Origin of the sequence: Pseudonocardia yunnanensis, assembly GCF_039534065.1 — a bacterium.
Classification (GTDB): domain Bacteria; phylum Actinomycetota; class Actinomycetes; order Mycobacteriales; family Pseudonocardiaceae; genus Pseudonocardia; species Pseudonocardia yunnanensis.
Window position 1 is genome coordinate 377,729 of record NZ_BAAAUS010000007.1, and the last position, 12,194, is coordinate 389,922.

The following is a 12,194-nucleotide window of genomic DNA, read 5'->3' on the forward strand; positions in this document are numbered from 1 at the left end:
ACGAGCCATGTCCATCCAGGAGCTCACCCGCCCCGACCTCCCTGTCCGCACGAAGGTCGGGATCATCGACTCCGATGTCCACCCCTCGATGAACCCGGCGAGTCCCGGCGTGGTCGCGCACCTGCCGCAGCGCTGGCGCGAGTACATGGCCGATGTCGGGCTCCGTGCGGGCATGCCCGGTGGCGACCGGCCACGGCACCGGGAGTTCGCCAGCCGCTGGGATGCCGTACCGCCGGCCGGTGGCGCCCCCGGCAACGACCCGGCCTTCGCCCGCAAGCAACTGCTCGACCGGTACGACGTGAGCGCCGCGGTGCTCAACGACATCGGCGGTTTCCAGGTCAGCGGTGGGCTGCGGATTCCCGCGGAGTTCTCCGCGGCGTTCTGCACGGCGCTGAACAACCACCGGGCCGAGTCCTGGTTCGAGGACGACCCGCGCTGGTACGGCTCGATCAGCCTGCCCTACGAGGTTCCCGATCTCGCCGTGCGCGAGATCGTGCGCTGCAAGGAGGAGATGGGCGCCTGGAACGACCGCTGGGTGCAGGTCATGTTCGCCCCCGACAACGAGCGGCCCGCGGGCTACCGCAAGTACTGGCCGATCTTCGAGGTGTGCCAGCACTACGACATCCCCATCGGGTTCCATGTGCTCACCGGCCGGCGCATCACGCCGTCGGGCCCTGCGAACTTCTACTTCGAGGAGCACTGCGACTTCGCAGCGCTGAACTTCCCCGTGGTCTCGAGCCTGGTCTTCGAGGGCGTCTTCGACCGGTTCCCGAACCTGAAGATCGCAATGGTGGAGCTGGCCTGGTCCTGGGTGGTACCGCTGGCATGGCGGATGGACCACGCCTACCGGATCATGAACAAGGAGGTGAAGCTCGAGCGGCTTCCCTCGGAGTACATCCGGGATCACTTCTGGTTCACCACGCAGCCGATGGAGGAACCCGACGAGCCGGCCTGGTTCGATGACGTCCTCGGTCTCTTCGAGGCGTCCGGCATGGCCGACAAGATCATGTACTCGTCGGACTACCCGCACTGGGACTTCGACGCGCCCGACGCCTTCCCGCTCTCGGTGCAGCGCCAGCCCGAGCGTATGGCGCGGATCCTGGGCGAGAACGCCAGCGCCCTCTACGGTCTCGACCTGATCCCCGGCACGGGATTCGACCTGCCGCGATGACGATTCGACCGGAACTGCGTTCGGCGAGCGACGCGACCATCGAGGATGCCGTAGCCCACGCCGACCCGATGGCGCTGCGTGGGCTCCTGTACCAGCTCACCGGCGACGAGAGCATCGCCGCCACAGAGGTGGAGCTCGTGCGGGCGGGCAACGTCGAGGTCATGGCGCTGGCGCCCCACGAGGTTGCAAACCTCCAGGCCAAGGCGGCCCGGTTCTTGACGGCCTACCGCGACGAGGGCGCGGGCGAGCTCTCGATCGGCCCGGCCGACCGGCTTCCGCGCAGCCTCGGCCTGGCCGCAGGAGTCGACCTGGCGGAGGCCGAGCTCCCGATGTGGCTCGAGGAGCTGGCGCTCGATCCCTGGGCGCGCGGGCTGAGCTGGCGCCGGTCTCCTGCGCCCGAACGGCTGGACGAGTTCTCCGTGCTCGTCATCGGAGCGGGCTTGGGCGGGCTCAACGCAGCCGTCCAACTCGAGCACGCCGGCATCCCCTACACGGTGGTCGAGAAGAACAGCGGAGTCGGCGGGACGTGGTTCGAGAACCGCTATCCCGGCGCCCGTGTCGACACGGCGAGCCGCAGCTACACCCACATCTACGGCGTCGACTTCGAGTACCCGAACCCGTTCTGCGAGCAGGCCGAGAACGAGAAGTACTTCAACTGGGTCGCCGACAGGTTCGACGTCCGCAAGAACGTCGTCTTCGACACCGAGGTCCGGTCGGCCGTGTGGGACGAGGCGGCGGGTCGCTGGGAGGTCACGGCGCAGGGCCCCGACGGGACGCGCGTCTGGCGGCCCAACGCCATCATCAGCGCGGTCGGCTTCCTCGCGCGCCCGAACATCCCGGAGATCCCGGGCGCGGAGACGTTCGCCGGACTGTCGTTCCACACCGCCCGATGGCCGGCCGACCTCGATCTCAGCGGCAAACGCTTCGGAGTGATCGGCTCGGGTTGCACGAGCTATCAGATGCTCCCGGAGCTGGCCGACCTGGCCGGGCACGTCACGATCTTCCAGCGGACACCCCAGTGGGTGTTCGACCGGCCCGGCTACCTGCATCCCTATCCCGAGCAGGTCACGTGGCTCGACCGCAACTTCCCGTACTTCTCCAACTTCATGCGCTTCCGCAGCATGTGGCTCACCGGCCCGTACGTGCTGAGCCGCTCGTTCGACCTCGATCCGGAGTGGACGGACCCACTCACCCTCAGCGCCCTGAACAAGCAGATCCGTGACGACCGGATCGCGTTCCTCCACCGGAAACTCGGGCATCGCCCCGAGCTGATGGAGAAGATGATCCCGCCCCACCCGCCGATGTCCGCCCGGCCCGTGATCGTCGACGAGAGCAACGGCATCTATGACGCCATCGCGCGCGACGACGTCGCCCTGGTTTCGGAGGGGATACGCGCGCTGACGCCGCACGGCATCACCACCGTGGACGGCCGGGAGCACGCCGTCGACGTGCTCGTCTACGCCACGGGCTTCCGTGCGAACGACTTCCTGTGGCCCATGGAGGTGCGGGGCCGCGGCGGCAGGCGGGTGGAGGAGCTCTGGGCGACCGACGGCCCGCGAGCGTACGTCGGCACCATGCTGCCGGGATTTCCGAACTTCTTCATGCTGTACGGCCCCAACACCAACCCGTTCAGCCTCGGGGTCGTCAATTTCTCGGAGATGATGACGAGGTTCGCGCTCGAGCGCATCGAGCAGCTCATCCTCGACAACCGGGCGTCCGTCGATGTCACGGCAGAGGCCTACTGGCGCTACAACCACGACCTGGACGAGCGCGAGAAGCTCCGCACCTGGAGCGACCCCCGGGCCGACAACTATTACCGCAACGCGTACGGGCGCTCGTCGTCCAACTGTCCGTTCCAAGGCAACGAGATATGGGACTGGCTCCGCCACCCCGAGCCGACGGACTTCGTCGTCAGCTGACCCGCGTACCTCGATCACGATGAGGAGTAATGGCAGTAAAGCTGCGCCACGGCGTTTTCATGGCCCCGTTCCACAAGATGAACGAGAATCCCACGCTCCTCCTCCAGCAGGACATGCAGCTGATTCAGCTGCTCGACGAACTCGGCTTCCACGAGGCCTGGATCGGTGAACACCACTCGGCCGGGATGGAGACGATCGCGTCCCCGGAGCTGTTCATCGCAGCTGTTGCCGAACGCACACGGAACATCCGGCTGGGGACCGGAGTGGTGTCCCTGCCGTACCACAACCCGCTGATGGTGGCGGACCGCATTGTCCAGCTCGACCACATGACACGCGGTCGCGTGATGTTCGGCGTCGGCCCCGGCCTGCTCGCGTCCGACGCGCTGATGCTGGGCATCGACCCCTCGGTCCAGCGGGACCGGATGGCGGAGGGCCTCGACGTCATCCTGCGCCTGTTCAACGGAGAGGTGGTCACGGAGAAGACGGACTGGTACACGCTCGTCGAGGCGTCGCTCCACCTTCCGCCGTACTCGAAGCCCTACCCCGAGGTGTGCGTCGCCAGCGCCGTCACCCCGTCCGGGGGGCGGCTGGCCGGCAAGTACGACCTGGGCATGCTGTGCGTCGCCGCTGGTGAGAACGCCGGCTTCAACGCCCTCGACGTGAACTGGGCGATCGCCAGCGAGGTGGCCGCCGAGCACGGCAGGACGATGGATCCGAGCCGGCTGCGGCTCGTGGTCGGGATGCACCTGGCCGAGACGCGGGAAGAGGCTCTCGAGCAGGTTCGCTTCGGCTTGCAGGAACAGGTCGACTACCTGAACAACAACATGCCTCGCATCTTCGTGCCCGAGGGCGTCGACCTGGTGGACTGGTATGTCGAACAGGGCGCCGCGGTCATCGGCACCCCCGACGACGCGATTGCCCGCATCGAGCGGCTGTACCAGAAGACCCCGGAAATCGGTGCCATCCTGCTGAACGCACACGACTGGGCCACCTGGGAGCACACGAAGAAGTCCTACGAGCTCTATGCCCGCTACGTGATGCCGCATTTCGAGGGGTACAACACACCGCGGCAGAACTCCTACGACTGGGTCACCGCGCACCAGCAGGAACTGACCGATAAACGAAAGATCGCCGCGCGGGCCATGTTCGACAAGCACGAAGCGGAGTGGGCCCAGAAGCGCGCGGCCGACCCGGCCCGGCCCGGTCAGGGTATGGAAGCGGCATTCGGCTGACCTGTCGATCCGGCCGGCGTGTGTATCTGCACACAGCGCGGTCATGAACAGCGGCGAGTGTCATGTTGACGCCGTTTGTCGCAAGGCGTTATTTTCGGAATATCTCGATTCGGCGGCTGTCCGAATACTCGGACAATGGTTCTCTCGATGGGTCACAGCGTCGGAGGGTCCGTCGTGTCGCAACCGGAGGAACTCGATGACGCGCCCTCCCCTCAGCCGCCGCTCCTTTCTGACCCTCTCGGGTGCAGGCCTCGCTGCCCTCGGCCTCGCCGCGTGTTCCGCCCCGCCCGGGCCGAACATCGCCGAGACCGCCGCCGTGGCGCCGGTCGACCCGGACTTCATCAAGAAGAACTTCGCCGGTCCCGGAGGTGCCGCGGTGGGCGCCGGGCTGCCGATCACCGTCGGAGCGACGTTGTTGCTGAGCACGTTCCAGGCGTACTACGGGCAGCTCAGCCTCAGGGGCATGGAGTTGGCGGCCGAGCAGATCGCGGCCGCGGGTGGGCCGCAGTTCACGTTCGTTCCGAAGGACGTCGCGGCGTCCACCACCGCGGGTGCCGATGCTGTCCGCGACTTCGCCTCGCGCAAGATCGGAATGGTGCTGGCCGCCAACGTCTTCAACGTGGGGAGCATGGTCGGCCCACTGGCCCAGTTCAAGATTCTCGGTATCGATCCGGGCGGTGGCACGTCCACGCTCTTCCAGAAGCTGCCCTACGTGTGGGGCGCCCGCGCCCTCGCGCCCAACGACACATTCCCCATCGGCCTGCAGTACATGACCGCCGCACTGCCCGATGCGCGCAAGATCACGCTGCTCAACACGAACTCCGGCGACTTCAGTGCTGCGCTCGAGGCCGACTTCCGCAACGCGGTGTCGAAGTTCGGTCCGAAAGGAGCCGAGGTCTCCACCGTCGTCTACATCGCGACGAACGCCGGTGGCGACTTCACGGCGGCCCTCACGGAGGCGCGCCGGATCAAGCCTGACGTGTTCTTCACCCCGCTCTACGGCAGCGACCCACCCGCGTTCATGAAGAAGTTCGCCACCAGCGGTCTCGAAGCCAAGGTGATCGGGTCGGACTACGCGTCCTCGACGGCTGAGATCGCCGGCTCCGCGATGAACGGGTACGTGTTCGCCGCCGACTACTTCGACAGCAATCCGCGCAACGACTGGGGCACGTACTTCGTCTCGACCTACTACGCCAAGCACAAGGAGATCCCCGACTACTTCCCGGCCAACTACTACGAGTCGACTTTTCTGCTCTGGGAGCTGGTCAAGCGGGTCATCAAGAAGGGTGGTGACCCGCAGGACGGGGAGCAGCTGCAGAACGCGCTGCTCGACGATCCCACGTTCAGCAGCGTCTACGGGACGGGCTCGCCGACGGGGCGGCTGGAGTTCGACCCGGTGACCCACACACTCGCCACTCGCCCCATGGGGATCTTCGAGGTGCGCGACACGGTGCCCAAGCTGCTCGCCTCCGGCGACATCGGTGGGCGCGACTTCTCACTCTCCAAGCCCTGAGCCCGGCGAACCCATAGAGAGGAGTGCCGTGGAGATACAACATCTCATCCAGCTGCTGATCAACGGGCTCGTCGACGGCACCAAGATCGCGTTGCTCGCCGCCAGCTTCGGGCTGATCATCTCCATCACCCGGCGGTTCCACGTCGCCTACATCTCGACGTACGTCCTCGCCGTGTACACGGCGATCTTCTTCGTCCGCACGTTCTACCTCATCGTGCCGATCGCCGTGATCATCGGTCTCGCCGTCGGCACGGCGCTGGGCGTCCTGCTCGAGCTGATCGTGTACCGGCCGATCAGCCGGCGGGCCGAGCGCACGGGCAACGACCCGCTCATCCCCGTCTTCATCGCCTCGCTCGGTGTCACGGTCGTCGTGCAGAACGCGCTGTCGATCGGCTTCAACACCCAGCCGCTGCCGCTGGAGGTCATCCCGCCGGCAGGTGTGCTGATCGGGGAGGTCAACTTCACCAACCTCGACGTCGTCACGGTGATCGTGGGCATCGTGATCATCGGTGCCCTGCAGTACTTCCTCACGCGCACCCGCTGGGGCCGGTGGATCGGCGGGGTGCGGGTGAACCCGACGATGGCGGCATCGGTGGGCATCAACACCGGCCGGATGTTCCTGCTGGTGTTCGCGATCGGCTCGCTGGTCAGCGGCATCCTCGGGATGATCGACGCCACCAACACGGCGGCGAGCCCCGGCATGGGCTTCGACAGGGTGTTCTACGGGTTCGTCGTCGCCGCGCTGGCCGGCGCGTCCGCCTCACCGGTGAAGCTGGCCGTGTACGGCGTGGCCATCGGTGAGGTCGCGAGCCTCTCCGCGTTGTTCATCGCTCCCGCATGGAGCGTCCTCGTGGTCTTCTCGATCTTGCTGATCTACGTCGCCGTACGGGCGGTGCAGGTGGTCGCGCCGTCCGTCCGCGCGCGGTTCGCCCCGTCCCCGGCCGCGCCCGGAGGTGCGTCCTCATGAACATCGACCTGGTCAACCAGATCCTGATCATGATCATGTTCGCCGCGTCCCTCAACCTGATCCTGGGCTACACGGGCCAGCCGACGATCGCCCACGCCGCCTTCGGCGCGGTCGGCGGCTACACCGCGGCGCTGTTCTCCATCTACCTCGGAGTGCCGTTCCTGGTCGGGCTGCTGCTGGCGATCGTCGTCGGATACCTGTTCGGCGCCCTGGTCAGCCTCCCGGCACTCGCGCTGGGCTCCGACTGGGTCATCCTGCTGACCCTCGCGTTCGCCTACATCGTCAACCAGCTGACGATGACGTTGCCCGCGCTCGGCGGCGGCTACAACCTCACCGGCGTTCTGCCGATCTCCCTGTTCGGACAGCAGATCACGGATCCGGGCGCGATCTTCTGGGTGTTCCTGGTGATCTCCCTCCTCGTCGTGGCGGTCTGCTGGCGCCTGGGGGAGTCGGCGTTCGGACGCGTGCTCAAGGGCCTGCGTGAGGACGAGGCGGCCACCCGGTCGCTCGGCAAGAACACCACCCGGTTCAAGGTGTCGGTGTTCGCCCTGACGTCGGGCATCGCGGGCCTCGCCGGCGCGTGCCTCGTCTACTACTACTCGACGGCGAACGCGCTGTTCTTCTCGCTGAACCAGTCGATCGCGATGATGTCGATGGTCATCATCGGTGGTTCCGGAAACATGATCGGAGCGATCGTCGGCGCCATCCTGATCCAGGGCTCCACTCCGTTCCTCCAGAACGTCGTGGCGATCGCGCCGGAGCAGGCCACGTTCGTCCAGCAGGTGATCTACGGCCTGGCGCTCGTGCTGGTGAGCATCCTGCGGCCGTCGGGGATCGTGAAGGAACGGGCGGGAGCGTCGCTGCGTGGGCTCCTGCGGCGCCGGGGGATCGCCACCGAGGCGGCCGCCGTGGGTGGTCCGACCGAAGTCGCGAGCGATCGCAACGCCGTGGGCGAGGTCGCAGTGCCACGGGCGCTACCCGCTGCCGTGGGTAGCGCCGGGCACCGACCCGTGGCGTTGGCCGGCAGCGGGGCCGGTGCGGCAGGCCTTCCTGCACTGCCACCGCCGCCCGACACCGCGCCGCTGCCGTCACCGTCGGAGGCCGCAGACGGTCGGCGCGTCGTGCTGCGCGTCACCGGCCTGCGCAAGCGCTTCGGCGGCATCGTCGCCGTCGACGGGGTGGACCTCGAGCTCGAACGCCATCGCCTCACCGCCCTCATCGGCCCGAACGGCGCGGGCAAGAGCACCTTGTTCGGCCTCTGGACCGGCTTCATCTCTCCCGACGAGGGGCGCGTCGAGCTGGAAGGCGAGTCGATCGTCGGCCTCACCCCGGACGCCGTGGTGTCCCGCGGCATGGTCCGCTCCTTCCAGGACACTCGGCTGTTCCAGGCGATGACGGTGCTCGAGAACGTCGTGATGGCGGTGCCCGGCCAGTCCGGCGAGGCATTCGGCCGGCTCCTGTTCGACCCGATCCGCGGGCGCCGCGACGAACGCCGTGCCGTCGACCAGGCCATGAGCTATCTCGAGACCGTCGGCATGGCTGAGCGCGCCGGCGTGGTGGTCGGCAGCCTCGGGCACGGTCACCAGAAACTGGTGGCGATCGCCAGGGTGCTGGCCACCGACGCGCCCGTGCTGCTGCTCGACGAGCCCACCAGCGGCGTCGACCCGGCGTGGGTGGACGAGGTGGCCACCGTCGTCCGCAGGCTGCCCGAGCTGGGTCGCACCGTCTGCATCGTCGAGCACAATCTCTCGTTCCTGGAGAAGCTCGACGCCCACTGCTACTTCCTCGAGATGGGCAAGGTCCGTTCACAGGGCCGGCTCTCCGCTCTCATGGCCGATGAGGAGCTGCGGCATGCCTACTTCGGCGTCTGAGGCGATCACCGAAACCACCACGGTGCTACGGGTGTCCGGCCTCGAGGCCGGCTACGCGAGCAAACCCGTCGTGCACGGGGTGTCGATGGAGGTTCCGAGCGGGAAGATCACCGCGGTCTTCGGCCACAACGGCGCGGGCAAGAGCACCACGATGAAGGCGATCGCCGGGCTGTTGCCGTGCTTCGCAGGCACCGTCGAGCTCTTCGGCGAGGACGTCACGGCGAAGCCTGCGAGCCACCGCGTCGCGCGGGGCCTGGTCGCGCTGCCACAGGAGAAGGCCGTCTTCTCCTCGGTGTCGGTGTGGGAGAACCTCGAGCTGGGCGCGGCCATCGTCGACGACCGCACGCTCATCGACGAGCGCCGCGAGCGGGTGGTCGCGCTCTTCCCGCGCCTCGGCGAGCGCCGCACCCAGCTGGCCGGCTCGATGAGCGGTGGCGAGCAGCGCATGCTCAGTCTCGGTATCGCGCTCATGGCCGGCGCCCGCGTCCTGCTGCTCGACGAGCCCTCCCTCGGCCTCGCGCCGAAGGTCAACCAGAACCTGCTCGACGCGGCCAGACAACTGGTCGAGCAGGACGGGCTCTCGGTCGTGCTCGTGGAGCAGGCGATCGGCACCGCGCTCGAGTACTGCGATCACGTCTACGTGATGCGCAGCGGCCAGTTCGTGGCGGAGTGCACCGGCGACGAGGCCCGCGCCCGTGACGACTGGTGGGAGGTCTTCTGAATCGCCCAGCTCGCTCACCAGCCCTAGGCAGGATCATCTCGCTCACTCGGGAGGCCACGGTGGCATCGACCCGCGACGACGCACTCGCCCGGCTCATCGGGCCCGGCGGACCCTTCGAGATCCGCGAGCAGGACGTTCTCGGCGTGCAGGTGCGCGCGTATCAGGTCGGCCCGCACACCCTCACCGAGGTGCTCGAGGCGAGCCGCGTCTGGGGAAACCGCGACTACCTCGTCTACGACGACGAGCGCTACACCTATGAGCAGCACTACGACGTCGTCGCAGGGCTGGCGCACCACCTCGCCGAGAACTACGGGATCGGGCCGGGCGATCGCATCGTCATCGCCATGCGCAACTACCCGGAGTTCCCGCTCTTCTTCTGGGCGGCGCAGGCACTCGGCGCGGTCGCCGTGCTGCTCAACGCGTGGTGGACGGAGCACGAGCTGCAGTTCGGGCTCGACGACAGCGAGGGCGTGTTCCTGGTCGTCGATCGCGAACGGCTCGAGCGGATGCAGCGGATCATCCCCGCTGCACGCCGGCTCCGCGGAGTCGTCTCGGTGCGCACCGAGCAGGCGCTCGACGGGGTGGTGCCGTTCGCGGAGATGCGGAAGCACCTCCAGGCGGGGTTGACGCTGCGGCCGGTGGAGATCGACACCGACGACCTCGCCACGATCCTCTACACCTCGGGCACCACCGGCCGCGCCCGCGGTGCGATGCACTCACACCGCAACCACTGCACGAACCTGCTCAACGCACAGCTCAACGGGGCTATCGCAGCCGAGATGGCCGGAATCGAACCGGACCTGGAGCCGGCCCCACAGCGCGGCGGGCTCGCGCACATGCCGCTGTTCCACATCAGCCAGCTGTCGTCGCTCTACATCGGCATGGCTGCCGGCTCGAAGTCGGTGCTCATGTACCGGTGGGACGCCGAGCGGGCGCTCGAACTCATCGAGCGAGAGCGCCTGACGTCGTTCGGCGGTGTGCCACTGCAGGTCCAGGGCCTGTTCGACTCGCCGTCGTTGAACACGCGCGACCTGTCGAGCCTCGAGTCGTTCGGGTTCGCCGCCACCGCGATCGCCCCGGAGAAGGTCCTGCGAGTGCAGAAGCTGTTCGGCGGGCGGGTGGCCGCGGGCACGGGATACGGCATGACCGAGGCGACGTCGGCCGTCACGCTGATCGGTGGTCAGGAGTACTGGGAGCACCCCGACAGCGTGGGGCGGCCCACCCCGGTCAACGACATCAAGATCGTCGACGAACTGGGCGACGAGGTCCCGACCGGTGAGGTCGGGGAGCTGTGGGTGAAGGGCCCCAACATCGTGCGCGGCTACTGGCGCAGCCCGGAAGCCACGGCCCTGGCCTTCAGCGACGGCTGGCACCACAGCGGCGACGTCGCGCGCGTCGACGACGAGGGCCGTGTCTACCTGGTGGACAGGATCAAGGATGTCGTGATCCGCGCCGGGGAGAACGTCTACTGCGGGGAGGTCGAGGCTGTGCTCTACGACCACCCGGCGGTGCACACGGCCGCGGTGTTCGGCCTTCCTCACGAGCGGCTCGGCGAAGAGGTCGCCGCCGTAGTCCGGCTCGCCGACGGATACGGGTCGACCACGGCCGAGGAACTGCAGGCGCACACGGCCGAGCGTCTTGCCCGGTTCAAGGTGCCCTCGCGCATCGAGTTCATCACCGAGGACGTACCGCGCACGGCGACGGGGAAGATCATGAAACGGGCATTGAGGGACGGGCTCGTCGGCTCGTCCGGCACCGGCCAGGCGGCCGGCCGTTGAACGCGATTCCGCAGCAACCGAGCAGGAAGGCCGACATGACAGCGGACCCCTACACGACGAGCTACGAGAACCTGCTCCTCGACCGGGTGGGCAAGGACGGGCGGGTCGGGCGGATCACGCTCAACCGCCCGAAGAAGATGAACGCGCTCAGCCAGGAGCTGCTCTACGAGCTCAACGACGCGTTGCACCGGCTGGAGAGCGACTACGACACCCGCGTGATCATCCTGCGTGGCGCGGGCCGCACCTTCAGCGCGGGCTACGACCTCACGCCTCCGCGCGATCAGGGCGCGGACGCGGTCGTCCGATCCTTTCGCACCGTCGACGAGCAGGGGCGACGGCTCGTGATGGGCGTGCGCACCGGCATGCAGCAGATCGTCGACATCCAGATGTACTTCTGGAACATGGCCAAGGTGACCGTCGCGCAGGTCCACGGCTACGCGCTCGCGGGTGGGTGCGAGATCGCGATGATGGCCGACCTGGTCGTCGCCGCGGATGACGCCCAGCTCGGGCACCCCGGCAACCGGTTCGGCACCTCCCGCACGGGTGTCATCTGGCCCTTGGTGATGGGCATGCGCGCGGCGAAGGAGCTCTACTACACCGGGTCCTCGATCAGCGGCAAGCGGGCGGAGGAGGTCGGGATGATCAATCACGCCTGGCCCGCCGACGAACTGGAGGACCGCGCGATCGACTACGCCGACAACATCGCCAACCTCACGTCGGATCACCTGGCGATCCTCAAGCAGAACATGAACCGGTTCTACGAGAACATGGGCATCTACTCGTCCGTGCGCAGCTCCGCCGACTACGACGCGATGAGCCAGGCCACCGCCCAGGCGTACGAGTTCCATGACCGCATGGCGGACGCCCACCGCAACGGCACGGGCATCGGTCCTGTCCTCGAATGGCGCGACGGCCCGTACAACGACTACCGGGCGCGCCAGGAGAAGGGCTGATGACACACCGATGACGGAGGCCGGTCCGACACACAGACCGTCCACGCACGACTCCGCCCGCCGGTTCCG

9 protein-coding genes are annotated in these 12,194 nt (G+C 67.7%); all 9 read left to right on the forward strand.

From position 1 onward, the window contains the following. Positions 1-7 precede the first annotated feature (7 nt). On the forward strand, positions 8-1,171 hold the full coding sequence (locus ABD743_RS11055; protein ID WP_344721380.1) for an amidohydrolase family protein: 1,164 nt from the start codon (positions 8-10) through the stop codon (positions 1,169-1,171). After that, positions 1,168-3,090: a flavin-containing monooxygenase gene (locus ABD743_RS11060; RefSeq protein ID WP_344721382.1), complete on the forward strand. Its 1,923-nt coding sequence runs from the start codon at positions 1,168-1,170 to the stop codon at positions 3,088-3,090. The genes ABD743_RS11055 and ABD743_RS11060 overlap by 4 nt, the downstream gene beginning before the upstream one ends. A gap of 29 nt (positions 3,091-3,119) precedes the next feature. Beyond that, on the forward strand, positions 3,120-4,322 hold the full coding sequence (locus ABD743_RS11065; RefSeq protein ID WP_344721384.1) for an LLM class flavin-dependent oxidoreductase: 1,203 nt from the start codon (positions 3,120-3,122) through the stop codon (positions 4,320-4,322). Positions 4,323-4,518: 196 nt separating this feature from the next. Further along, the gene (locus tag ABD743_RS11070) at positions 4,519-5,835 is read left to right on the forward strand and encodes an ABC transporter substrate-binding protein (RefSeq protein WP_344721386.1); all 1,317 of its coding nucleotides are present in this window, start codon (positions 4,519-4,521) and stop codon (positions 5,833-5,835) included. A gap of 28 nt (positions 5,836-5,863) precedes the next feature. Then, entirely contained in the window at positions 5,864-6,802 is a 939-nt protein-coding gene (locus ABD743_RS11075) for a branched-chain amino acid ABC transporter permease (RefSeq protein ID WP_344721388.1), read from the forward strand. Next, positions 6,799-8,673: a branched-chain amino acid ABC transporter ATP-binding protein/permease gene (locus tag ABD743_RS11080; RefSeq protein ID WP_344721390.1), complete on the forward strand. Its 1,875-nt coding sequence runs from the start codon at positions 6,799-6,801 to the stop codon at positions 8,671-8,673. Before ABD743_RS11075 ends, ABD743_RS11080 begins: the two co-directional genes overlap by 4 nt. Further along, positions 8,654-9,394 carry an ABC transporter ATP-binding protein gene (locus tag ABD743_RS11085; protein WP_344721392.1) on the forward strand — a complete coding sequence of 247 codons (741 nt, stop codon included), beginning with the start codon at positions 8,654-8,656 and terminating at the stop codon, positions 9,392-9,394. Before ABD743_RS11080 ends, ABD743_RS11085 begins: the two co-directional genes overlap by 20 nt. Positions 9,395-9,453: 59 nt before the next feature. Then, on the forward strand, positions 9,454-11,172 hold the full coding sequence (locus ABD743_RS11090) for a class I adenylate-forming enzyme family protein (protein ID WP_344721394.1): 1,719 nt from the start codon (positions 9,454-9,456) through the stop codon (positions 11,170-11,172). A 35-nt stretch (positions 11,173-11,207) separates the two neighbouring features. Further along, the gene (locus tag ABD743_RS11095) at positions 11,208-12,125 is read left to right on the forward strand and encodes an enoyl-CoA hydratase-related protein (RefSeq protein WP_344721396.1); all 918 of its coding nucleotides are present in this window, start codon (positions 11,208-11,210) and stop codon (positions 12,123-12,125) included. The last annotated feature ends 69 nt before the right edge of the window (positions 12,126-12,194 follow it).

What these genes read in the sequence shown, in the direction of transcription:
- ABD743_RS11055 (WP_344721380.1), top strand. Translation starts at nt 8, where the DNA reads ATGTCCATCCAGGAGCTCACCCGCCCCGACCTCCCTGTCCGCACGAAG.
- ABD743_RS11060 (WP_344721382.1), top strand. Translation starts at nt 1,168, where the DNA reads ATGACGATTCGACCGGAACTGCGTTCGGCGAGCGACGCGACCATCGAG.
- ABD743_RS11065 (WP_344721384.1), top strand. Translation starts at nt 3,120, where the DNA reads ATGGCAGTAAAGCTGCGCCACGGCGTTTTCATGGCCCCGTTCCACAAG.
- ABD743_RS11070 (WP_344721386.1), top strand. Translation starts at nt 4,519, where the DNA reads ATGACGCGCCCTCCCCTCAGCCGCCGCTCCTTTCTGACCCTCTCGGGT.
- ABD743_RS11080 (WP_344721390.1), top strand. Translation starts at nt 6,799, where the DNA reads ATGAACATCGACCTGGTCAACCAGATCCTGATCATGATCATGTTCGCC.
- ABD743_RS11085 (WP_344721392.1), top strand. Translation starts at nt 8,654, where the DNA reads ATGCCTACTTCGGCGTCTGAGGCGATCACCGAAACCACCACGGTGCTA.
- ABD743_RS11095 (WP_344721396.1), top strand. Translation starts at nt 11,208, where the DNA reads ATGACAGCGGACCCCTACACGACGAGCTACGAGAACCTGCTCCTCGAC.